Raw genomic sequence first — 23,685 nt, 5'->3', positions numbered from 1 at the left:
CCGTTTTTTTACGGCAAGTATAGGCTATAATTTGTTTAAAGACGCTACTTTTACATAGGTCAAGTGAATTTTATATGCCCGATTTTAACCTGAATGATACCCTGAACCTCGCTTCCAAATTTACTTTCCGCCGCGCCTTAAACGCCGGGAAAGTGCTGGGGAGCTACTTTATCAGCAAGTGGACCAATAAGCCGGTGCAATGGGGCTATCCCATTTCCATGTCTTTTGAGCCCACCACTTCCTGTAACCTCCGCTGCCCGGAATGTCCGAGCGGCCTGCGGGCTTTTACCCGCCCCACCGGTATGCTGGAACAGGATTTTTTCCGGAAAACCATCGACGAAATCTCGAAAGAGCTGTTATACCTTATCTTCTATTTCCAGGGAGAACCTTACCTCAATCCGGGATTCCTGGATATGGTCAGATATGCGGCTGACAAAGGTATCTATACCGCTACCTCCACCAACGCGCACTACCTGACAGACGCCAACGCCAAAAAAACGGTAGAGAGTGGGCTGGACCGCCTTATCATCTCCATAGACGGCACTACCCAGGACGTATATACGCAGTACCGGGTGGGCGGAAAACTGGACAAAGTGATTGAAGGCGCTAAAAACATCGTGAAGTGGAAAAAAGAACTGAAGTCCTCCAAACCTTTTGTTTTCTTCCAGTTCCTCGTGGTAAAGCCCAATGAACATCAGATCGAAGACATCAAAAGGCTGGCGAAAGAAATCGGGGTAGATCAGGTACGGTTCAAGACAGCACAGGTATATGACTACGAAGAAGGCAACCGCCTCATTCCCACGATAGATAAATATTCCCGTTACCGCCGCAACGAAGACGGTACCTATGCCATCAAAAATAAACTGGGCAACCATTGCTGGCGCCTGTGGCACTCGCCGGTTGTTACCTGGGACGGTCTGGTAGTGCCCTGCTGCTTCGACAAGGACGCACAGCACCGGCTGGGCAACCTGAAAAAAGAATCATTTAAAGCGTTGTGGCACAACAAAGAGTATATACGTTTCCGTAGCCAGATCCTGGAAACCCGGAAAAACATTGATATATGCGCCAATTGCAGTGAAGGAACGAAAGTATGGGGATAACTATTCCTCTTCCGTGTTGGCCTGTGCTGCTTTTTTCTTCTTACGGCGGTTGGTCACTTTATTAAAGATATTGATGCCCAGCTGGACACCAATAAATTCCAGTGCCGTCATCAGGGCGCCGGTGGCAAAGTTTTTAAACTTCCCGCTGCCCCAGGCCATTTTGGCCACGTTGGCTGCAACGTTCAGCACTCCGCTATGTCTGGCACTACCGGGGATAACGGCATTGAGCGCCATCTTTTTGTAGTTGTCTCTGAAGAAGTCAACCCGCTTTCCCAGATCATTTTCCAGTTGCCGGGAACGCATCTTCAAACGGGCTATTTCCAGGTCAAGGGTCTCCTGATTGGTTACTTTTACCTTACGCATGTGTAAACATTTTTCATGTTATCCTTTTGAAGTGTTTTCTGTAGCCTCTTCATTGGGCACATGTCCATATGCATCCTGTTCGTGTCCGGGCTGGTTATGAATATGACCGGATTGCTCATCTCTTTCAGCAATCTCTTCTACCAGTTCAGTCAGCAGCAACCTGGTAAGCGGCCGCTGGATCAACTGCCGGCGGAACACCAGGATCACCACAAACAACAATACAAACAAGCCTGCGGCACACGAAAAACCAATCGTGAAACTGCCGGTCATTTCACCAATCCAGAACCCTACTACCATTCCGAGAAAAACGATCACGAAAAAGAACAGCAGGAAAGCCATCGTCAGGGAAAAAAACAATCCCAACGCTTTCGACAGCTTTCCTGCTGCCTGGAGCTTTAGCAGGTCCAGCCGGGTTTCCAGATATTCTCTGGCCACCTTGCCTGTTTGGTTAAAATAGTTGCCGAAATTTTCTTCCATGCAATGTTTTTTAAACAGCTTAGGGGTTATGCCAACTCATTTTCCAACTCATCCTGGAACTGGTCCTTTCTTTTTCTCCACTTGTCTTTCAGCTTATCTGTCTGGTCTTTCAGTTTTTCCACCAGTTCATCTTTTTTGTCAGAGTTGAGGAAATACCCTACTGCTACGCCTACGGCCGCACCAACAATAAAAGAAACAACAGCTTTGGAACTTGTACTCATAAAATAGGTTTTTTAAGATGAGAGAATAAAGTTTTCATTTTTGGTATCTAAAGGTTCACAAACACCATTCCATAAATGTATAATGTATAAAACTTTCCACTAAAATTCCGCATTAAGAACAAGCTTTGCGGTTTTTTGTTTAGCTATCATGGCCAAAAGCACTGGTTCGTTTTTTGCCTGTACCGTTAAATTATCCGATATTATTGTACTATGAGCTACCTGGACAACGACCGCCTCAAACAAATTGGGTTTCTTTTACTGATCCTTTTCCTGGCTATCCTGCTGTTTAAAGAAACATATATTTACTTCCCGGGCTTCCTGGGGGCCGTAACCCTGTATGTTGCCTCCCGTAAATGGATGTTCCGGCTCGTGGAGGTCCGGAAATGGAAGAAAAACCTGGCCGCCGCCACACTGATGACGGCCTCCTTCCTGATCATACTGTTGCCCATCGGCGCACTGGTGAACCTTCTCTCCTCCCGCGTAGCGTATGCGGCCACCCATTCAGGAGAGCTGATTAACAAGGCCCGGGAGTTCAATGAAAAATTACATCAGGAAATCGGGGTGAACCTGCTTTCCACCCAACAACTGCAAAAGATCCAGGATGGGATAACCGCCTTCCTGCCCGGCTTTCTCGGCGCTACGTTCAATACGCTGACGGCTATCGCCATTATGTACTTTATCCTGTATTTTATGTTGGTCAACGGCAGAAAGATGGAGGAGACCCTGTATGAATATATTCCCCTCCGCGATGAGAATGTGGACCGGTTAGGGAAAGAGTTTAATACCCTGGTATTTGCCAATGCGCTGGGAATTCCGCTGATTGCGGTGATACAGGGCATTGTATCACTGATAGGGTACCTTGTTTTTGGCGTTCCGCAGCCTATGTTCTGGTTTGTGGTCACTTGTTTTACGGCTATGCTGCCTGTTATTGGCGCGGCGGCGGTGTATGTGCCGATGGGCGTGTATCTGCTGGCCGTAGGCAATACCTGGCAGGGAATTGCAGTACTGGTATATGGTTTCGGCGTGGTCGGGATTGTAGATAATCTTGCCCGTTTCATGCTGGCAAAAAAAATAGCGGATGTTCACCCCCTGATCACCATCTTCGGTGTGATCATCGGTGTTAATCTCTTTGGTTTTATTGGCTTGATATTCGGTCCCCTGCTGATCTCCATGTTTATCCTCCTGCTGGAGATCTATTCCAACGAATTCCTGGTGAAAAGAAGGGACCGCCGGCAACCGCGCCCGCAGGAGGCGCCGGCTTCGCCTAACCGCCCCGCAGCTGATTAACGGAAATAGTTATTCTCCTGGATATAATTGATCACGCTGTCCGGCACCATGTACCGTACAGACTTGCCCTCTTTGATCCACTGGCGGATATCGGTAGCGGAAATGTCCAGCATGGGCGCATCGAGTATTTCCACCCGGGCGCCATAGGTATCGGTGATATCATGGCCCGGACGGCGGTATACATAAATCGGATAGTGCTGTACAATGTGCATATAGTTTTTCCACCGCGGCAGGTTCTGAAAACTGTCGCTTCCCATGATGATCGCAAATTCCTGTGTGGGGAATTTCTCCCCCATATAGGCCAGCGTGTCTACCGTAAAGGAAGGCCGTGGCAGTGAAAATTCAATATTGCTGGCGCGCAGGCGCGGCTCATCTTTGATCGCCAGTTCCACCAGGTGAAAGCGGTCATGTTCATTCAGCAAGGTAGAAGAGGTCTTGAGTGGGTTCTGCGGGGAAACCACAAACCATACTTTGTCCAGGTCAGTATTGTATGCTACATAATTGGCAATGATCAAATGCCCTGTGTGTATAGGATTAAAAGACCCGAAATACAAACCTATTCTCATGTTTCATCGTATAATTTGCCAATGGCCACTAATAATACGTGTAAAAATAGGCATTTCCTGTGATAGCCATTGTGGAAACATAGAAACAACGCTTATTCCAGCGGCTTGAATTGCTCAAACACCTGACCACATGATTTGCAGTAATGAATAGCGCGGCATAACGTGGACCCGAATGGTGAACGGAGATAGGTATGCTCACTGCCACAGTGCGGGCAAGGCGTGTTCAGCATGATCTCCGGCCGTACGTCTCCTTCCAGTACTGGCGGCGGGGCTATGCCGAAATTCTTCAGTTTCTCTTTGGCGGTGGCCGTCATCCGGTTGCTCTCCCAATGTACCTGTTTGTCTATTTCAACGGTAACGGCTACACCGAGTGCCTTTTCCACCACTGTTCTGATGTTGTCTTTGATATAGCTGACAGCCGGGCATGCGGCAAATGTAGGGATCATACGGACCAGCACCGGCTGTCCTTCCGTGATCTCCACACCGGTGATCATACCAAGGTCTATCACGCTGAGCACTGGTATTTCAGGGTCCATCACCTGCTCCAGCGCATGGTATACATCTTCCTGTGTAATCGTTGCTGACATCATATTACCAGCTGGCCTCCGTGTCCAGGTTAAATACTTCCCCCATCTCTTTCAGCAACGGGGCCAGGTGGATGGTATGGAATCCCTGCCTGCCACCGTATACCGGCGTGATGGTATTCATGTCGGGGAGATTGAGGGATGCTTTCACCAGTACCGGATAGATACGGTCCAGCCAACGATGGTACAATTCCTTTTCACCAGGATATACCTTTTCAGCTATCAGGGTTTCCTCATGGGCCGCCGAAGGTTCAAAAATGCCTGCCGCCAGCGCAATGGTATCGTTCAGTGCTGTCTGCATCCGGGCATACCCTTCTTCACTGGCCTTGCTGAGCTGCATGATAAATGCGTTGGCATGCAACGTATGGTATTTCAACTCCCCTTTTATTTTTTTGCTGAGCTGCTGAAATGGTTCAAAGCTGCTGTTGTGAAGGCTTTCATACCGTACCGTTTCTGCATGGTCAAACAGGAAATGCCGCATCAGGCTGAAGTCATACCCCCCATTGGGCATCTCCACGAGATGGGAGCATTTGAAGGCGTTTTCCGGCCGCATGAAAGCAAAGCGGTCAGGGTCTTCGCCCCCGAGGTTTTCATGCAGGATGCGGTATAATGCCCAGGCATGACCGATCTTGTCCTGTGCCATGGAGGAAAAGGCAATATCTTCTTCCATCACGGGGCCGAGGCCAGTCCATTCGGAATTGCGGTGGCCCTGAATCAGTTCATCATCGGCCATCTTTATGATTAGGTCTGTTAATGCTGCGTTGCTGATCATTTGGATTGTTTGAATTTGTTGATCTTCTCCATTACTTTGAAACCACTGGCATCGCGGTAGTTCTTTTCCAGGTTGTTGGCGAACATATCTTCATCTTCCACGTCAAAAGCCAGAATGTCGGCACTTCTGACTACCCACAGGTTCACACATTTTTTACGACGGGCAAATTGTTCTTTGGCAAATACCAGCGCCAGTTGCGGGTCCGGTGCATGTACACAGCCCACATGCTCGTGATGGGCGCCTCGTTTCTCCTGATGGAATACTTCATAAACATTCCAGTTCTCTCCTTCCTCCACTTTGATGACCGCGTTGGCGTCACCCAGTTTCAGCCTGTTGACACGCGGATCTAAAGAATCGTTAGACATGAATTTGTTGATTGCTTTTATTAAACGAAAATCTGCCTGCCGACCACTCATCGCAGGCTATAACGTACAGGTATATACGATTTATGCAACCGGCAGTGAGCGCCGTTCTGTCGGGTTCATTAAAGCCTTGCGTACCCAGCGACCTTCTTCTTCCGCCCATTTCCTCACCTGCAGCCGCTCAGCATTGCAGGGACCGCCACCGTTGATCACCCGGAAGAACTCGTTCCAGTCGGGGTCGGTATATTCCCAGCGGCCGGTGCCTGCATTCTTGCGAAGCGCAGGGTCAGGAAGCGTCAGTCCCAGTTCCCATATCTTCGGCACGTAACTGTCCAGGAATTGATTACGCATTTCGTCATTGCTCGCCATCTTCACCTTCCATTGCATCAGCTTTTCGCTGTGCTGGGAAGACTTGTCGGGAGGGCCGAAGAAATGCATGATCGGTTGCCACCAGCGGTTCAGCGCGTCCTGCAGCATGGCTTTCTGTTCCGGTGTGCCGGTAGCCAGCTCAATAAAAGCGTCATGGCCCTGCTTCAGATGGAAGCTCTCTTCATAACAGATACGCTCCAGCGCCCGGCAATAAGGGCCATAGGAGCCTTTGGCATTGGCTACCTGGTTGACAATAGCGGCCGCATCGATCAGAAAACCGATCACGGTAACATCCGCCCATGTTTTGGCAGGATAATTAAATACGTTGGAGTATTTGGATTTACCACTGAGCAGGTCGTTGATCATGGCTTCCCTCGACTTCCCAAGCGTCTCTGCTGCATTGTACAACAGTTGGCCATGACCGATCTCATCCTGTACCTTGGCGATCAACGCCAGTTTACGCTTGAATCCGGGAGCGCGGGTGATCCACGTTCCTTCCGGCAAGGCCCCGATTATCTCTGAGTGCGCATGCTGTTCTATCAAACGGATGAGTTGTCTGCGATATTCCGCCGGCATCCAGTCGCCCGGCTCAATTTTTTCCCCTCTGGCTATTCTTTCTTCAAAAGCCACCAGCTTTTCAGGATCATCATGCAGTTGTTCTTCCCGCAGCTGTTTTCCGTTTGGTTCGTCGAAAATATATCCGCCGCCGTACATAGTGCGATTGTTTTGGTTGGAAGTAAATTACGGAAAAAAGCCCGTTTCCGGCGGAAAATGATTGTTAAAACACCCGGTCCAAATGTTATAGAATTTACAAATTTTGAAGCCGGTTAACAGGCAGTCCGGCATTTTCCTAATTTTAATCCTGTTGTCCACAGGTATGCCACCCTTATTACATATATTTTGTATGCTTTTTTTGCCCTTCGGGCAGATGAAAACGCACATGCCTCCTGCTTCTCCTCCTAAAATCACCACTACCCTGCTGGTATTCGAAGACAGGGAAGGTCCGGACAACGTTCACTCAGACACCCTCTTTTATTCGTCCGCCCGTAAACTGCGCTGGGACGACTTCAGGGGCAAGCCCTCTCCTGCCGGGCCCAGTGCTGCAGTGTCCTATACCAGCTTTTCCTACGAAGGCGCCAGTGCTGTAACACACGATACATTGAGAATCAAGCTCATCATGCAGGTGTTCTTCATCAAAAGCGCATCCTGGGTAAGGGACGACGCCCGTGACAGCTACGCCCTGATGCATGAACAGCTGCATTTCGATATCACCCGGCTGGTAGTGGAACGGTTTAAACAAAAACTTCGGCAAACAGCATTGAACCGGGACGACTATGACAGTGTTATACAATATCAGTATCTCCAATCCTTTCAGGAAATGAACCGCATGCAGTACGCCTTCGACCGCGACACCCATCACGGTACCAATATGGCTGCGCAGTTACGTTGGCGGGATAAAATTAATCTGGGCCTGAAAAACAAAGGGGTCATGCCGGAAGAACTTGGATACGATCTCTTTGGTAACTTTGGTCCACAATAGTATACAACTCTTGTTCGTTTAATCATTCGGGTTATCCTAAAATTGCTGCTATGCAACCAAATCGACGCTGCTGGCTGACCGCCGGCTTCCTATTTATCGCCCTGCTTTCCGCCTGTAAAAAGAAGGACCAGGCAGGCCCGCAAAGGCCACAAGCCAATATCAACGATAGTATCTTCTCCGTATTTAAAGACATTTACCTATGGACAGACGTTATCCCCGATTCAGCGACCTTTAAACCGGAAAGTTATGCCTCCGTCCAGAGCATGTTCAGCTCGCTGATCACCATGAAAAAGAACAATACAAATGGCCAGCCGCTCGACAGGTACAGCTTCATCGATGATGGCACCACCTCCCGCGCCCTGCAGGGCGACATTTTGGGGGACATGGGTTTTGAAGTTGGCTATCAGACAGATAATACCCTCTATGTAATATATGTGTACCCCGGCTCACCGGCAGACAAAGCCGGCATCCAGCGCGGGTGGCAGCTCCTCAGTGTGAACGGGAACAGCAGCTTCCAGGTTGGTCCGGCGACAAACAACATGCTGAACGCCGCCTTCGCCAGCAAAAGCGCCACCTGGGTGTTCCGCAAACCGGACAATAACACCCAAACAAGCACGCTCGCACCAGCTGCGTATAAACTCAATCCCATTCTTTACGCCAATACCTACAACTTTAACGGCACCAAAGTGGGTTATTTTGTTTTCAACAATTTCGTAGCCCTGAATGATGTGAAGCCCACCTTCGACTCGCTGTTCAACGCCTGGGCCCAGGCCGGTGTTACCCGGGTGGTGGCCGATTTGCGCTACAATGGCGGCGGCCTCCTCGAAACAGCCGAATACCTGGCCAACAACCTCGCGCCGGCCAGCGCCAACAATAACGTGATGTATACGCAATCGTTCAACAACAACGTAAACACCAACAACTACAGTTATATCTTCCGGAACATGAAAGCGGTGCCGTATAATCCCAATACATACTGGACCGAGATTTTCCGGCAGGAATCCACCACCTACAGAAGCACCAGTTTCCAGAAACAGGGCTCCCTGGCCCTCACCAACCTCAGCTTCCTTGTTACCAATGGTACCGTATCCGCCAGCGAACTGCTGTACAATGTGCTGAAACCGTCTATGAACCCTCATTTGATCGGCGGCACCACCTACGGCAAACCGGTAGGCTTCATCAATATTACCTTTGGGCAGTATGATATGTATGCTGTCTGCTTCCAGACCTTCAACTCTGCTGGCGAAGGCAACTACTTCAGCGGTATTTCACCTACCATCAACGTAACAGACGACTACACCACCAATTGGGGCAATCTCAATGATCCGTTGTTGCGTACCGCCCTCACTGACATGGGCATCCCGGCGTCGCAGCTGGGCAGAATGGCCGCCACCGAGCTTAATACAAACCGGATTGGCGTTCTGCGCCCGAACAACCGCTTCCAGGGCATGATACAGACTTTGAGAAACTAATCACCTGATATATATGGAAAGGCCTGAGCAGATCCTGCTCAGGCCTTTCCATATATCGGTATGTTCGTTAATTCAATTCAGTGTCTATCTGCTTTGTCATCTCCAGGATCGTCCTCACTGCCTGATAATAAAAACGATGGTTAATGTGGTCATATTCATCCGTTAACTGGTGGTAGTCGGGATGGTCTTCCACCCCGAAGTACAGGAAAGGTATTTTCTGTGCATGAAAAGGTCCCTGATCGCTCTGGTTGGTCCAGTTCTCGCTGCCGCTGCCGGAAACATCATGCCCTGCCAACAGTTTAATACTGCTTTGGGCAGCGGCCGCATCGATGAATTTTTTCAGTTGTGGATAAGGCGTGGAGCCTGCTACATACAGCTCATTCTTATCATTATGCGAAACCATGTCCATATTGATATTGAGCCGTATGGTACCGAGTGGCACTGGTGGCTGTTGCACAAACGCCCGGGAACCCTGCAGTCCTTCTTCTTCCCCGTCAAAAGCAACAAATAACAAGGTGTATTTAGGTGGGTTCTTTTTAAAATATGCCGCCAGCGCCAGGATGGTGCCTACGCCCGACGCATTATCATCTGCACCGTTGTAGATGCTGTCCTGGGCAGCATTGGGCTTCCCGATGCCAAGGTGGTCGTAGTGTGCGGAAATAACTATTACATCGCTGCTCTTGCCCGGTATGTAGCCGAAGAGATTAGTGCCCATGACCTTTTTATTTCCCTCCTGAAAATAAAAGGGGTACTCGTAAGTGTTGTGATAAGGAGTTATACCGATCTGTTTAAACCGGTCGATAATATAAAACTGGGCCAGGCGGCTGCCGCGGGTCCCGGTTTTTCGGCCTTCAAACTTATCGGCGGAAAGGGTACGCACGTCTTTCAGCAGCTGGGCAGAATCAACAGAAGACTGCGCCAACAGTGGCCCTGCAAAAAGCAGTAATAAGCTGTAACAAAGCATTTTCATGGTAATGCAATTTCGTGAGCATTACTGCAATGTACAAGATATTATTTGAAGATATTAAAGATGATCAGACTGCAGACATAGGCCAGTGATGTCATATAAACCAGCTGTATAAAAGGCATTTTCCACGACTTCGTTTCTCTTTTCACGATGGCCATGGTGCTCATGCACTGCATGGCAAATGCATAAAACAGCATGAGCGAAAGTCCCGCCGCCAGCGTGTATACCGGCCGGCCATCCGGCCATTTGGCAGAAGCCATTTTTTCGCGGAGGGTGGCGTTGTTATCGTCCGGATTTTCACCAACGCTGTAAAGGGTGGCCATGGTGCCTACAAATACTTCACGGGCAGCAAAAGACGTGATCAGCGCGATCCCTATTTTCCAGTCGAAGCCCAGCGGGCGGATAGCCGGTTCGATGGCATGACCGAGGATGCCGGCGTAGGAGTGCGACAGTTTTTCAGAACGGAATTCGCGGTCCAGCGCTTCCGCTTCCGGAGAACCTTCCGGCGCGGCGGCGATCAGTTTTTCATATTTCGCATGCAGCGGCTCCATTCTGCTGGCGGGCCCGTAAGAGGCCAGGAACCAGAGGATCACGGAAATTACCACGATCACTTTACCGGCATCGGTAACAAAGATTTTTGCTTTTTCCACCATGGTGGTGCCTACGTTTTTCCAGCGTGGTGCGCGGTATACCGGCAACTCCATAATGAAGTAGCTCTTTTCCTTGATACGCACAAACAGCTTCATAACGGCCGCTATCAGGATAGCCATAAAGAAACCAAGCAGGTAAAGGCCCATCATCACCAGGCCTTGCAGGCCCAGGAAGCCCAGCACCCTTCTGTCGGGGATGACCAGGGCGATCATCATAGTATAGATCGGCAGCCGCGCAGAGCAACTCATGAGCGGTGTGACCAGTATAGTGATGAGGCGTTCTTTTTTGTTTTCGATAGTCCGGGTGGCCATGATAGCGGGTACGGCACAAGCCACGCCGCTGATCAGCGGCATCACGGACTTCCCGTTGAGCCCTACCTGCCGCATCAGGCGGTCGGTGAGGAAGCTGATACGCGCCATATAACCGGTATCTTCCAGCACGGTGATGAGCCCGAACAGGATCATGATCTGAGGGATGAACACTGCAAATCCGCTGATACCGGCCAGGATGCCGTTTACAAATACGTCTGTGACCTTGTTATCAGGCAAAACAGATGTCAGCCAGCCGCTTAATTTACCAAAACCTGCTTCAATGGCGTCCATTGGGTAGGAAGCCAGCCAGAAGATGCTCTGGAACAGCAGGAACATCACCACTAGCAGGATGACGTAACCCCAGAAGCGGTGCAGCAGCAGATCGTCGATTTTTTCCGAGCGCAGTTGTTTCTGCAGCGGGTCGGCTTCCACGACGGAAGCTTTCATGATATGTTTGATGCGGTTGTACCGCTGCATGATTTCTTCCGCCTGTACTTTGGTTTTATTGAATTGATTTCGCTGCAGTGATTCCCGGATAGCTTTTTTCTGTCCGGCGTCGAGGAATGTCAGTTCTTCTGTGTTCACGGCAACGTGCAGGGCACCGTAGTCGCTACAGGCCGGTACTACTTTTTTCACGTCATCGATCACCGCTTCGGCCAGTGCGGCATTACCGATAAAATCGCGGGGGGCCGCGCTATAATTGCCGCGGGCTGCCAGCTCGATGATTTTTTTGAGTTCGGTCACCCCTTTGTTTTTGCGGGGATTGATGGCCACTACCGGCACACCCAGTTCCCTTTCCAGCCCGTCGATATCTATTTCCACGCCTTTCTTGCGGGCAATGTCCATCATGGTGAGGGCAATGATCACCGGAAATTTGAGGTCAATGATCTGGGAACAGAAGAGGAGGTTACGTTTCAGATTGGAGGCATCGGCAACAATGATCACCAGGTCGGGCGTGTCTTCATTCGCCGGGTTGATCAGTACATCGTAGGTCACATATTCATCCGCACTTTTAGGGTACAGGCTATACGTCCCCGGAAGGTCGATAATGTTGGCTGAAAGTCCCGAAACAATGTTGGCCGTTCCGGTTTTCTTGTCTACCGTCACCCCGGGAAAGTTGCTGACTTTCTGATTTAACCCGGTGAGTGCGTTAAAAAGGGAGCTTTTTCCACTATTAGGATTTCCTACCAGCGCGATGTTTATTGGTGCCTGCATTCCTTATCTTATCCTCTTTTTTAATGTTAGAGCCGAATACACAAAGTTAAACATTAATCTTCCTGGGTAATGATCGGATCGGGAAAAAAGAAGCGGGGCAAACCAGAAAGGCCAGCCCCGCTCCCATTAGAATGGCGGAAAATATGTAACTATCTGTGTGTAGTGTCGTTACCTTTATAGTGGTAAGTGTTCTCTACGGAGTCCCTTTCGATTTTCGGGGCAGTATTTTCTTCAGTGACACCGTCCGGGGTCATTTTCAGACGGGTATGGCTTCCGCCGTCCTCATCATCAGAATGGATTCCGATGTACCAATCATCTTCATCATTATAACGGCGGCCATACTTATCAAAAGAGAAGTGGCGGTAGATATCGTCATCGATCTCGAGGTTCTTGCCTACGGGGACTTTGAAGACCACCACCAGGCGCTGGCCCCGGAACGTGGAATGAGGCGGCAGGGAGAAGCCCTGCGGGATATACAGCACTGAGTCTTGTTGCCTGATGGCGAACTGGATATCGCCCGCCAGTCTGTTGGCCTGTTGCAGGGTGCGACCCTGTGAGTAGCGGTACACTTCCACCCGGAAGCTGTCAGTAGTGCTTTTTTCCACTCTCAACTTTACGATGTTGATCATGGTGGTATCATCCGCTACGATCAGGTTATCGTCGAACCAGCTGAAATCGTTGCCGTTGAAGATGCCGGGAGCCACGCGGAGTATCAGTTTCTGTTGGGTAGGCTGTTGTATGGCCACCACTTCTGCAGGCAGGTTGCTCCGCCTTCTGAAATCTTTTGCCAGGGAGGCGCCTACAATTCCGGCGAACACAAGGCCCAGCAACCAGAGGAACACCAGGGTGTAACCCGCATAGCGGCTGCCTTGTTTCACGCCTGTCAGCTTACGGACAATGAAGATCAGCAAGGCTACCACAGGTATGCCCAGGAGCAGCACAATGGCTGGCCAGAAAAGGTAGCTCTGTGCGGAATGGGCGGTGAGCAAAAGATTTTTCAGGGGGAACAGGGCCGCAGAAGAAATCGCGATCGCTATACCAGTGACGATCAGGCAGATCAGTATGACTACTGCCAGGAAGTAAAAGAATCCTTTGGTCACGAAAACCAATACTTTTCCCAACCCTTGTGCAAGGTTTACAAAAAAGCGTTCCAGATCATTACCTACCTGCTTTCCGCGGCCCTGCGAAAAATTTTGGAAGTCTTTTCCTACATTTTTCATCTGGTCCTTCATGCTGCTTAATTCCTCCTGGATGGTAGCCCTGATGTTGTTCAGGTCTACCTTCTCGCCGCGCATTTCCAGTTTTTCCGCTGCAGTGTCAGCAGAAGGCGTGGCCACCCACAGGATGAAATATACCAGTACACCGGTACCGAAGCCACCAACGGCCAGCAGTACGAAGATGATACGGAAGATCACCGGATCTACATTGAAATAAGCGCCCAGGCCGCCGCAGACACCACTCAGTACCTTGTTTTCCGGATCGCGGTAGAGCCGCTTGCGGGGACGGGGCACAAACTGGTCCGCGTTGCTGTCCTGTGACTGCGCACCGCTGCCGGGAGCATCATCAAACTGTTCCGGTGTGCCCATGGATACTTTTACAGCAGCCACGTCTTCATCGGTGATACAGTGAGCGCCTTTTTTCAGTTTATCCTGGAACAACTCGGCAATGCGGCTTTCGATGTCGGCCACAATTTCATCACCTCCTTCTTCTTTAGAGAAGTAGCTCTTCAGGCTGTCCAGATACTGGCGCAATGCTTCGTAGGCACTATCCTCAATGGGAATCAGCCGACTCGACAGGTTTATGTTGATAATCTTTTTCATTTTGTTGGTTCTTTTAGATTTTAGGTTTAGGTATATTCACTACAGCGGTGCGCTGTTTTGTTGTGTTAACTGATGGACTGCATTGGCCAGTTCGTTCCAGGTGCTTTCCAGTTCACGGTAAAAGGTTTCCCCTTTGTCGGTCATGGAAAAATATTTTCGTGGGGGGCCGGAGCTGCTTTCTACCCATCTGTAGGTGAGCAATTCTGCATTTTTCAGCCGTGTCAGTAAGGGATATAAGGTACCCTCCAGGATGTCCAGCTTTGCCTCTTTCATCTTTTCAATGATGTCTGACGGGTAAGCTTCTCCTTGCTTGATGACGGACAGAATGCAAAACTCCAGCACTCCCTTCCGCATCTGTGACTGTGTGTTATCAATGTTCATGGCAAGTGAGCTTTAAATTGTATAACGTAAATGGTGGTTTTTGATTTGTAACAGTTGAGGACCTGTACACCTTCCTTCAACTTTACGATACAAAAATAGGAATTATTTACTACTATGCAATACACAATACCATAGAAAGCAAAATAACTTGTTTAGGATATTACTGCCAATGAGGTCGAAATCCACTACTGTAGGTCATCTCGGGAGAAAATGGTAAAAACGGGTTTAAAAAACAATGTGATAAGCGGCAATTATAAAGGATAATCGGTTTTTGGCGGTTTTTGTGGTTAAAACCCTCCGCCAGTCATCACTAAATTGCTTTAACATTTTTTTAATTACCGTAACTTAGTATATATGGTTTCGCTCATTTACTTTTGTATCAGCAGTTAATACACATGAAGAAAATTATCGGCATATTCCTTTTGGGACTTATGATCTCCCAATTGCTTCCCATCAAGGAGGTAGGAAAACTGCTGTTTAATAACCAGATTGTGGAAGAACATCCTGTTGATGCAGGACATGACCATGTCAAAATTGCGAAGGAATTAAAATTCTGTAAGCAATTTGACGCACTGCAGTTTAATCCGATTTTACTCATTGGCGTTTTGCATCCTCTTTTAATGGAGGATATCCCCAGCAATCCTGCCCAGGAAATCCACGCTCCCCCTCCCAATATCTTCAGAGCGTAATTCGAACCGGCTACTGTCATTACAGTCAGCACGGATTTTCTATTTATTTATTGCAAGCATTTATTATCTCAGGCATTCCGGGGCCATCGTGTATCTGTTAACGTGATACCCGTATTGGTGTCCCAAAGGATGCGTCATCTGTATCTGTAATTACTTCCGCGACGGTAGCGATAGCTGCTGTCCGGCATCGCGATCCTTTAACGGAAAAATGCATTTTTTATGAACAAGCAAACATCGTTATTCTCCAATATCAAGGGGGACTTTTCTGCGGGTCTCGTTGTTTTCCTCATTGCCGTGCCGTTGTGTCTGGGCATTGCCCTGGCCTCCGGCGCTCCGCTCTTTTCCGGTATGATTGCCGGGATTGTTGGCGGATTGGTAATTGGATTTTTCAGCGGCTCACAACTGAGCGTCAGCGGTCCGGCGGCAGGCCTTACTGCCATTGTGCTGACCGCCATCACCAAACTGGGCGCATTCGACATCTTCCTGCTGGCCGTTGTCATCGGAGGTTGCCTGCAACTGGTACTGGGGCTTATCAAGGCGGGAACCGTGGCCAACTACTTCCCTTCCAACGTGATCACCGGTATGCTGGCAGCCATTGGTATTATTATCATCCTGAAACAGCTTCCGCATGCCTTCGGTTATGACGCCGAAAATGAAGGCAGCATTGCCTTCTTCCAGGCCGACGGGGAAAATACTTTCAGCGCGCTGCTGTCCACGCTCAACCATATTAGTATAGGTGCAACTATTATCACCCTCATATCCATTCTTATCATTCTGTATTGGAGCAAGATCCCCAAAGTAAACCTGGTACCAGCACCACTCGTTGCCGTAATAGCCGGTATTCTGCTGAACCGCGCCTTTGCAGGCAACGAAGTGCTGGCCCTGGGTGCTAAACACCTGGTAAGCCTGCCCGTGCCACAGTCGTTTTCCGACTTCCTCGGACAGTTCACCTTCCCGCGCTTCAGCGCCATCACCGACAAGGAAGTGTGGATCACAGGTCTTACCATTGCCATCATTGCTTCTGTGGAAACACTGCTCAACGTGGAAGCGACCGACAAACTGGACCCGCTGAAGCGCCACACCTCCCCTAACCGGGAACTGAAAGCACAAGGCATCGGTAACATTGTGAGCGGCCTTATCGGCGGCCTGCCTATTACTTCCGTAATTGTGCGTTCCAGCGCCAACATTAACGCTGGCGGCCGTACGAAAATGTCTACCATGATACACGGCTCCCTGCTGCTGATCTGTGCGGCACTTATTCCCATGGTGCTTAACATGATCCCGCTGGCCACGCTGGCCGCGGTACTGCTGGTGACCGGTTACAAACTGTGTAAACTGCAGGTCTTCAGGGAAATGTTTAAAAATGGCAAATACCAGTGGGTACCATTTGTGGCCACCGTTGTCTCCATCGTGTTTACAGACCTGCTGATTGGTATTGGTATCGGTATGGCCGTAAGCGTACTGGCCATTCTGCGAGGTAATATGAAGAGCTCCTATTATTTCCGCAAAGAAAAATACCAGACCGGCGACACCATCCGCCTGGAACTGGCACAGGAAGTATCTTTCCTGAACAAGGCCAGCATCCTGCTTACCCTGGACCATTTGCCTGCGGATACTACGGTGGTGATAGATGCCCAGAAAACAGCCTATATCGACTTTGATGTGTTGCAAACCATCCGGGAATTCAAAGACATCAAGGCGCCACAAAAAAATATTACCGTCATCCTGGTGGGATTTAAGGACGTATACAAAATTCCCAACACCCCCGGGAGCCTGGTAGAAGAACATGCGCGGAAAGCTAACGGGCACGTACACACTATTGCAGCCGGCAATCACAAGGAATTATTAAAAGAATTACAGTTGAACTAAACGGCTTATAGCGTAAATAGAGGCAAGAGAAACCGGAAACCATGCTCTCTTCCTCCCTTCATTCACCCATCAAAACGAACAATCATGAAAACATTGAATAAAGTATCACAGAGTGAGATTACACCGACACAAGCTTTGGAATTATTGAAATCAGGTAACCTGCGTTTTGTGGACAACCTCCGCATCAACCGTAACCTGTTGCAAATGGTAAACGACACCCGCGACGGGCAATGGCCGATGGCTGCCATTGTAAGCTGTATGGACTCCCGCACTTCCGCTGAACTGGTATTCGACCAGGGCCTGGGCGATATCTTCAGTATCCGCCTGGCGGGCGCCGTGATCTCTGACAATGTGCTGGGAAGCCTGGAGTATGCCTGCAAAGCAGCCGGCTCCAAGTTCATCGTAGTACTGGGACACACCAAATGCGGCGCTATCTGTGGCGCCTGCGACGCGGTGGAAATGGGCAACCTCACCGGTCTGCTGAATAAAATCACCCCGTCTGTTTTTGCGGAAAAAACTGTCACCGAAAACCGCACCTCCAAAAATCCGGAGTTTGTGCAGGCCGTGACGAACATTCATATTGAACGCTCTGTGCAGGCTATCATGGAACAGAGCCATATTCTGCGTGACATGATCCTGAAAGGGGACGTAGGCATCGTGGGCGCCATGTACGACGTGGAAACCGGCGTTGTCAACTTTATGGAACACACGCTGATCCTCAAAAAAGATAAGGAAACGGTACCGGCCATGGCCGTTTAATAAAAAGTCTCCTTGTGAGGAGACGTATGTTTGCTTGTGATATTAATGGGGCCGAGATAGCCAGGCCAGGCCGGTTTTTATAGGGGTACCTGTCTGGCGGCTGTCGAAGCCCCATTATATCTTGTCATTGGGTATTTTTATTTTGATATTTAGCGGGCGTCTGAGGAGTGTAGATTCCTAAGCACATTGACTAAATTTCCCAATAATTAAATTCCTATATATTTCTAAGGCGTGCTGCCGCCTGTTCCAGCGTCGTTTCTTTTTTGGCAAAACAGAAACGCACTACATGATCATCTTTGCCATCGTGGTAGAATGCGGAAACCGGAATCGCCGCTACGCCAAATTCTTTGGTCAGGCGGGTGGCAAATTCCTTGTCTCCTTCCGAAGATATCTGATCATACCGCATCAGTTGAAAGTAACTTCCCTGACTGGCCAGTGGTGTAAACCGTGAGCCGTTCATCAACTCCAGAAAATAATCTCTCTTTTGCTGATAAAATGCCGGCAGTTCCAGGTAATGTGCCGGTGTTTCCAGGAACTCGGCCAATCCGTACTGCATTGGTGTGTTCACTGAAAAACAAAGGTACTGGTGTACCTTCCGGTATTCCTTCATCAGATGCTCGGGCGCAACGCAATAGCCCATCTTCCAGCCGGTATTGTGAAAGACCTTTCCAAAGGAGAACACGACAAAGCTGTTTTTATAGATGGCAGGATAACGCAGCACACTGAGATGGCGGGCGCCGTCAAATACCAGGTGTTCGTATACTTCGTCTGATAGTACCAGCAGGTTATGTTCTGCTACCAGCTTTTCCAGTTCGGCCATGTCCTCTTCCTGAAGAATGCTGCCGGTGGGGTTGTGTGGTGTGTTAACCATGATCATGCGGGTGCGGGGAGTGATCTTGCGGCGCACCTCCTGCCAGTCAATCCGGTAATCCGGGAAAGAAAGCGATATTAGCACCGGTTTGCCACCGTTGACCAGCACATTGGGGATATAGCTGTCATATGCCGGCTCGAATATGATCACTTCATCTCCCGGATGAATGTAGGTGGCAATAGCCGTATAAATGGCATAGGTACCGCCTGGCGTGATGGTGATGTCGGTGTCCGGGTTGATGGTTTGCTGGTACAGCGATCTGATTTTGGCCGCGATAGCTGTGCGGAGCTGCAAGAGGCCGGGCATGGGCGCGTATTGGTTGTGCCCCTGTTGCATGGCCTGGTTGACCATTTCCTTTAGTTCATCGCTGCAATCGTAGTCGGGGAAGCCTTGTGACAGGTTGATGGCTTTGTGTTCCGCTGCCAGGGCTGACATAACGGAAAAAATGGTGGTTCCTGTGTGTGGTAATTTGGACATACATAAATCAATTACGAATTACAAATTACGAATTACGAATTAGGAAGTCCCTCTTCCTTTGTATTAATTCGTAATTCGTAATTTGTAATTCGTAATTGACTAGAGATATTTTTCGCCTTTGTTGCGCTTGATTTCCGCCACATATTCCTTGATCTGCTGCTCATTGTCTTTCCGGCAAATTAGGAGCACGTCGTTTGTATCAATCACGATAAATTCATCGAGGCCCTGCAGCAGTACCAGTTTCTCATTTGGCACTTTCACCATGCACTTGGTAGCGTCTATTACTACCACGTTTTTTCCCTGTACAGCGTTGCCCAGGTAGTCTTTTTCCAGGTTTTCGTAAGCGGAGGCCCAGGTGCCCAGGTCACTCCAGCCGAAGTTGGAAGGGATCACGTACACGTTATCAGCTTTCTCCATGATACCATAGTCGATGGAGATATTGGTGCATTGCGGATATACTTTTTCGATGGCTTCCTTTTCTTCCGGTGTGTTCAGGGCTGATGTGCTTTGTTCAAACAGCTCATCTATTTCGGGGAGGTATTCCCGGAAAGCAGCGAGGATGGTTTTCACATTCCATACGAAGATGCCGGCATTCCAGAGGAAGTCGCCGCTTTGCAGGAAGGTTTTGGCCAGTTCCAGGTTGGGCTTTTCGGTAAATGTTTTGACTTTATAAACGTTGTCAGCCACCTGTTGCGGTTCATACTGGATGTAGCCGTACCCGGTATCAGGGCGGGTGGGTTTGATGCCAAGCGTTAACAGGGCGCTGTGTTTCTGTACAAACAGCAGGGCGTTCAGGCAGGCCGAGGTAAATGCCGGTCCGTCCATGATCAGGTGATCAGCCGGAGCACAGATGATATTGGCCAGCGGGTCCTGTTTATGTATTTTATGGGAGATATAGGCAACGCAGGGGGCCGTGTTTTTGCGGGAAGGTTCGCTGACAATATTTGCTTCCGCCACTTCGGGCAGTTGTTCCGCCACTTTGCCGGTATACTGATGATGCGTCACCACGAAGATGTTTTCCTTTGGAATGAAGGTCGCAAACCGTTCATATGTCCATTGGAGCAATGTTTTTCCCGTGTTCAGGATGTCCAGGAACTGCTTGGGATTATCTGTCCGGCTATGGGGCCAAAAACGGCTGCCAATGCCTCCGGCCATGATGGCCACATAAAAATGGCTGTTCAGTTGTGTCATTATATAATTCCTTCTCTGATTAAATCATGTAAGTGAATCACGCCGCAGTACCGGTCACCGTCCATGGCCAGCAATTGTGTGATATCGTGCTGGCGCATCATCTCCAATGCGTTGATCGCCAATTCGCTTTGCTGGATATTTTTCGGGTTGACCGACATGATATCTTTGGCTGTTACGCCGGCGGTAGCAACATTTTTTTCCAGCATGCGCCGCAGGTCACCATCGGTGATAATTCCCTGAAGAGCACCTTTTTCGTCCAGAACGGCGGTGACGCCCAGCATTTTGGAGGATATCTCCACGATTACTTCCCTTAATGTGCTGGTTAACAATACGCTGGGAGCCTGATGTAATTTGCAGAGGTCTGCCACCTTCAGGTATAATTTTTTACCTAATGCACCACCGGGATGGAACTTGGCAAAATCAGCAGCCGTAAATCCGTGCCATTCGATAAGGCAAACGGCCAGGGCATCCCCCATCGCCAATTGGGCAGTCGTGCTGGTAGTGGGTGCAAGGTTATTGGGACAGGCTTCCTGGCTCACCGTGGTATTGAGCACATAGTCCGCTTCCTGTGCCAGAAATGAGCCGGTATTCCCCACCATGGCGACTAAAGTGTTGCCAAAATTCTTCACCAGGGGCACCAGCACCTTCACTTCAGCGGAGGTACCGCTTTTGGAGATACACATCACGATATCTTCCGGCGTTATCATGCCCAGGTCACCATGGATGGCGTCTGCCGCGTGCATAAACAGCGCCGGGGTGCCTGTGGAGTTTAAGGTGGCCACTATTTTCTGGGCGATAATGGCGCTTTTACCGATGCCTGTTACCACCAGTCTCCCTTTGCATTGGGCGACCAGTTCCACCACTTTCTCAAAATCTGCATCTATAAAATGCTGCAAATCATTAATAGCCGCTGCTTCCAAAGCAATTGTGCGTTTGGCTACTGTTCCGATGTTAATGGTTCCATTCCTTTTCATGACGAATTACAAATTTATCATTTTTTAGTCAGCAGCAGAGCGATCACGGAATTTATATTGATACTACGCGCTTTTTTAAGTAACTTCGTGTCCCCTAAAAAACATATAGAACTATTTCATCATTTGTTGATTCTTTAGAGTTTGAGTTTACCATTCTTTTTAAATTTTGAATGCAATGGCTGTTGTAAAGGTAAGTTTGATGGATGCATTACGCGAACATTTCGGGTTCGATTCCTTTAAAGGAAATCAGGAAATCATTATAAATAGCATCCTATCGGGAAAAGATACCTTCGTTATCATGCCAACAGGCGGAGGAAAATCCCTGTGTTATCAATTACCGGCGCTGATGAGCCCGGGTTGTGCACTGATCGTATCTCCCCTCATAGCACTGATGAAAAACCAGGTTGACCTGGTCCGGGGTTATAGTAGTAAAGACAATGTGGCGCACTTTCTGAACTCCACGCTCTCCAAGGCGCAGATCAAAAAAGTACGCACAGACCTGCAAACCGGTAAAACAAAGCTGCTGTATGTAGCGCCGGAAACACTGACAAAACAGGAAAACCTGGATTTCTTCCGGGAACTGGAAATCTCGTTCATCGCAGTAGACGAGGCACACTGTATCTCCGAATGGGGCCACGACTTCCGTCCGGAGTACCGCCGGCTGAAAGAGATGATCGACCAGATCAACGATAAACTGCCGATCATCGCACTTACCGCCACCGCTACGCCTAAAGTACAAAGCGACATCGTTAAGAACCTGGGATTAAACAATCCCAATATCTATATCTCTTCTTTCAACCGTTCCAACCTGTACTACGAAATCAGGCCAAAACGCAAGAAAGACCTGACTATCAAGGATATCGTCAAATATATCCATCAGCACAAAGGCAAAAGCGGTATTATCTACACGCTCAACCGGAAAACCACCGAGGAGCTGGCCGATATGCTGTCTGCCAACAATATCAAGGCCGTAGCTTATCATGCAGGCCTGGACCCTACCACCCGTGCACAACGTCAGGATATGTTCCTGCACGAAGACGTAGAGGTAATTGTGGCCACCATTGCCTTCGGTATGGGCATCGACAAACCGGACGTGCGGTTCGTGATCCACTACAACATTCCCAAAAGCCTTGAAAACTATTACCAGGAAACCGGCCGTGCCGGTCGTGACGGACTGGAAGGCAACTGTATCTGTTACTATTCCCACAAGGACGTACAGAAACTGGAACACCTGATGCGCGACAAGCCCCTCAGTGAAAGGGAAATGGGCGCCCAGCTGATCAATGAAACCGTGGCTTACGCCGAAAGCGCTGTATGCCGCCGTAAAGTTATCCTGCACTATTTCGGGGAAAAATATGAAACAGAAGATTGTGGCCAGTGCGACAACTGCCGCAATCCGAAGGAAAAAATAGAAGTCAAAAACAGGGTGGTGATCGTTCTCAAAGCCATCAAAGCCCTGGAAGAACGTTTTGGCAGCGAATACGTAGTAAATGTGATCACCGGCAAAACCAGTCCGCAGATATCTACCTATCGCCATGACCAGCTGGACATCTTCGGAGAAGGCAAAGAATTTGATGCACATTTCTGGAATTCCCTTATCCGGCAAATGATGCTGGAAGGCCTTATCGAGAAAGACATCGAAGAATACGGCCTGCTGAAGGTAACGGACAAAGGCAAAAAATTCCTCAAAAAGCCCTACTCCATCATGGTGGCCCTCAATCACCAGTTTGACGAAGACGGCGTGGAAGAGGAAGAAGAAGCCAATGCAGAAGCCAACGCCTCTGCCGACCCGGCGCTGTTTGAAATGCTGAAGGAACTGCGCAAGAAAGTAGCCAAAGAAAAAAACCTGCCTCCTTTCGTGATCTTCCTGGAAACATCCCTCGAAGACATGGCCACCCAATATCCCACTACCGTACAGGAACTGGAAAAAATACAGGGTGTCAGCAAAGGTAAAGCAGTGCGCTACGGTAAACAGTTTATCGACGTTATCGCCAAATACGTGGAAGAAAACAACATCACCAAGCCAGATGACTTTGTGATGAAGAGCGTTGTCAACAAAAGCGGCATGAAGGTGTTCATCATTCAGAACATCGACAAAAAAATCCCGTTGGAAACCATCGCCAAAAACAAGGAGCTCACCATCTCCCAGCTGCTGGACGAAATGGAGACCATTGTTGCCAGCGGCACCAAACTCAACCTTGATTATTGCATTGATGAAGAACTGGACGACTACGCCCAGGATGAAATCATGGAATACTTCAAGGGTTGTGAAACATCCAGCCTGGCGCTGGCCCGGGAAGAACTGATCGAAAACGATTACACACTGGAACAACTTAAACTGGTCCGCATAAAATTCCTGGTGGAATACGGCAACTAGTGAAGACAGCAGTCATGTGA

23 protein-coding genes are annotated in these 23,685 nt (G+C 49.2%); 8 read left to right on the top strand and 15 right to left on the bottom strand.

Going from position 1 to position 23,685, the window contains the following annotated elements; all coding sequences use genetic code 11:
• Positions 1-74 precede the first annotated feature (74 nt).
• Entirely contained in the window at positions 75-1,100 is a 1,026-nt protein-coding gene (locus HGH92_RS11790; protein ID WP_168870908.1) for an SPASM domain-containing protein, read from the top strand.
• Here HGH92_RS11790 and HGH92_RS11785 read toward each other — a convergent pair whose 3' ends face one another.
• Genes HGH92_RS11785 through HGH92_RS11775 form a run of 3 tightly spaced genes read right to left on the bottom strand, consistent with a single transcriptional unit; the run spans position 1,101 to position 2,161 of the window.
• Positions 1,101-1,463 carry a hypothetical protein gene (locus HGH92_RS11785; protein ID WP_168870907.1) on the bottom strand — a complete coding sequence of 121 codons (363 nt, stop codon included), beginning with the start codon at positions 1,461-1,463 and terminating at the stop codon, positions 1,101-1,103.
• 18 nt (positions 1,464-1,481) lie between these two features.
• Positions 1,482-1,940 carry a hypothetical protein gene (locus tag HGH92_RS11780; protein WP_168870906.1) on the bottom strand — a complete coding sequence of 153 codons (459 nt, stop codon included), beginning with the start codon at positions 1,938-1,940 and terminating at the stop codon, positions 1,482-1,484.
• A 26-nt stretch (positions 1,941-1,966) separates the two neighbouring features.
• Positions 1,967-2,161, bottom strand: coding sequence for a YtxH domain-containing protein (locus HGH92_RS11775; RefSeq protein ID WP_168870905.1), 195 nt, complete (start codon positions 2,159-2,161; stop codon positions 1,967-1,969).
• 210 nt (positions 2,162-2,371) lie between these two features.
• Here HGH92_RS11775 and HGH92_RS11770 point away from each other — a divergent pair, with 210 nt between their 5' ends.
• Positions 2,372-3,448 (top strand): AI-2E family transporter, encoded by a 1,077-nt coding sequence (locus HGH92_RS11770; protein ID WP_168870904.1) that lies wholly within the window; start codon positions 2,372-2,374, stop codon positions 3,446-3,448.
• Here the strand turns inward: HGH92_RS11770 and nadD are convergent.
• From nadD to paaA, 5 genes are all read right to left on the bottom strand, one after another.
• A complete protein-coding gene (gene nadD / locus HGH92_RS11765; protein WP_168870903.1) occupies positions 3,445-4,014 on the bottom strand; it encodes a nicotinate (nicotinamide) nucleotide adenylyltransferase in 570 nt (189 codons plus the stop codon). The genes HGH92_RS11770 and nadD overlap by 4 nt on opposite strands.
• A gap of 92 nt (positions 4,015-4,106) precedes the next feature.
• Positions 4,107-4,604 (bottom strand): 1,2-phenylacetyl-CoA epoxidase subunit PaaD, encoded by a 498-nt coding sequence (gene paaD / locus HGH92_RS11760; protein ID WP_168870902.1) that lies wholly within the window; start codon positions 4,602-4,604, stop codon positions 4,107-4,109.
• A gap of 1 nt (position 4,605) precedes the next feature.
• A complete protein-coding gene (gene paaC, locus HGH92_RS11755) occupies positions 4,606-5,370 on the bottom strand; it encodes a 1,2-phenylacetyl-CoA epoxidase subunit PaaC (protein ID WP_211092579.1) in 765 nt (254 codons plus the stop codon).
• Positions 5,367-5,735, bottom strand: a complete 369-nt coding sequence (locus tag HGH92_RS11750) for a 1,2-phenylacetyl-CoA epoxidase subunit B (protein WP_168870901.1) — start codon at positions 5,733-5,735, stop codon at positions 5,367-5,369. Before HGH92_RS11750 ends, paaC begins: the two co-directional genes overlap by 4 nt.
• A gap of 81 nt (positions 5,736-5,816) precedes the next feature.
• Entirely contained in the window at positions 5,817-6,815 is a 999-nt protein-coding gene (gene paaA, locus HGH92_RS11745) for a 1,2-phenylacetyl-CoA epoxidase subunit PaaA (RefSeq protein ID WP_168870900.1), read from the bottom strand.
• A gap of 190 nt (positions 6,816-7,005) precedes the next feature.
• Here paaA and HGH92_RS11740 point away from each other — a divergent pair, with 190 nt between their 5' ends.
• Both HGH92_RS11740 and HGH92_RS11735 read left to right on the top strand, forming a co-directional pair.
• Positions 7,006-7,641 carry a hypothetical protein gene (locus tag HGH92_RS11740; RefSeq protein WP_168870899.1) on the top strand — a complete coding sequence of 212 codons (636 nt, stop codon included), beginning with the start codon at positions 7,006-7,008 and terminating at the stop codon, positions 7,639-7,641.
• Positions 7,642-7,691: 50 nt separating this feature from the next.
• Positions 7,692-9,113: a S41 family peptidase gene (locus HGH92_RS11735; RefSeq protein WP_168870898.1), complete on the top strand. Its 1,422-nt coding sequence runs from the start codon at positions 7,692-7,694 to the stop codon at positions 9,111-9,113.
• 67 nt (positions 9,114-9,180) lie between these two features.
• On the opposite strand, the gene HGH92_RS11730 is transcribed toward HGH92_RS11735, so the two are convergent.
• From HGH92_RS11730 to HGH92_RS11715, 4 genes are all read right to left on the bottom strand, one after another.
• On the bottom strand, positions 9,181-10,083 hold the full coding sequence (locus HGH92_RS11730; RefSeq protein ID WP_168870897.1) for a M28 family peptidase: 903 nt from the start codon (positions 10,081-10,083) through the stop codon (positions 9,181-9,183).
• A 41-nt stretch (positions 10,084-10,124) separates the two neighbouring features.
• Complete coding sequence (gene feoB / locus HGH92_RS11725; protein WP_168870896.1) at positions 10,125-12,257, bottom strand: ferrous iron transport protein B; 2,133 nt, start codon at positions 12,255-12,257, stop codon at positions 10,125-10,127.
• 149 nt (positions 12,258-12,406) lie between these two features.
• Positions 12,407-14,077 carry a PspC domain-containing protein gene (locus HGH92_RS11720; protein WP_168870895.1) on the bottom strand — a complete coding sequence of 557 codons (1,671 nt, stop codon included), beginning with the start codon at positions 14,075-14,077 and terminating at the stop codon, positions 12,407-12,409.
• Positions 14,078-14,116: 39 nt separating this feature from the next.
• On the bottom strand, positions 14,117-14,458 hold the full coding sequence (locus tag HGH92_RS11715) for a PadR family transcriptional regulator (RefSeq protein WP_078669713.1): 342 nt from the start codon (positions 14,456-14,458) through the stop codon (positions 14,117-14,119).
• 395 nt (positions 14,459-14,853) lie between these two features.
• Here HGH92_RS11715 and HGH92_RS11710 point away from each other — a divergent pair, with 395 nt between their 5' ends.
• From HGH92_RS11710 to HGH92_RS11700, 3 genes are all read left to right on the top strand, one after another.
• The gene (locus HGH92_RS11710) at positions 14,854-15,147 is read left to right on the top strand and encodes a hypothetical protein (RefSeq protein WP_168870894.1); all 294 of its coding nucleotides are present in this window, start codon (positions 14,854-14,856) and stop codon (positions 15,145-15,147) included.
• A gap of 219 nt (positions 15,148-15,366) precedes the next feature.
• A complete protein-coding gene (locus tag HGH92_RS11705) occupies positions 15,367-17,016 on the top strand; it encodes a SulP family inorganic anion transporter (RefSeq protein WP_168870893.1) in 1,650 nt (549 codons plus the stop codon).
• Between the two features lie 84 nt (positions 17,017-17,100).
• The gene (locus tag HGH92_RS11700) at positions 17,101-17,775 is read left to right on the top strand and encodes a carbonic anhydrase family protein (protein ID WP_168870892.1); all 675 of its coding nucleotides are present in this window, start codon (positions 17,101-17,103) and stop codon (positions 17,773-17,775) included.
• 214 nt (positions 17,776-17,989) lie between these two features.
• On the opposite strand, the gene HGH92_RS11695 is transcribed toward HGH92_RS11700, so the two are convergent.
• The 3 genes from HGH92_RS11695 to HGH92_RS11685 all read right to left on the bottom strand — a co-directional run bounded on the left by HGH92_RS11695 (position 17,990) and on the right by HGH92_RS11685 (position 21,288).
• Positions 17,990-19,123 (bottom strand): methionine aminotransferase, encoded by a 1,134-nt coding sequence (locus HGH92_RS11695; protein WP_168870891.1) that lies wholly within the window; start codon positions 19,121-19,123, stop codon positions 17,990-17,992.
• A 99-nt stretch (positions 19,124-19,222) separates the two neighbouring features.
• Entirely contained in the window at positions 19,223-20,314 is a 1,092-nt protein-coding gene (locus tag HGH92_RS11690; protein ID WP_168870890.1) for a mannose-1-phosphate guanylyltransferase, read from the bottom strand.
• A complete protein-coding gene (locus HGH92_RS11685; protein ID WP_168870889.1) occupies positions 20,314-21,288 on the bottom strand; it encodes an SIS domain-containing protein in 975 nt (324 codons plus the stop codon). The genes HGH92_RS11690 and HGH92_RS11685 overlap by 1 nt, the downstream gene beginning before the upstream one ends.
• A 175-nt stretch (positions 21,289-21,463) precedes the next feature.
• Between HGH92_RS11685 and recQ the strand changes: the two genes are divergently transcribed.
• Positions 21,464-23,665 carry a DNA helicase RecQ gene (gene recQ, locus HGH92_RS11680; RefSeq protein WP_168870888.1) on the top strand — a complete coding sequence of 734 codons (2,202 nt, stop codon included), beginning with the start codon at positions 21,464-21,466 and terminating at the stop codon, positions 23,663-23,665.
• The last annotated feature ends 20 nt before the right edge of the window (positions 23,666-23,685 follow it).

Origin of the sequence: Chitinophaga varians, from assembly GCF_012641275.1 — a bacterium.
GTDB classification, from domain to species: domain Bacteria; phylum Bacteroidota; class Bacteroidia; order Chitinophagales; family Chitinophagaceae; genus Chitinophaga; species Chitinophaga varians_A.
The sequence above is the reverse complement of the archived record's forward strand: the minus strand, read 5'-3'. Positions and strand labels throughout refer to the sequence as shown.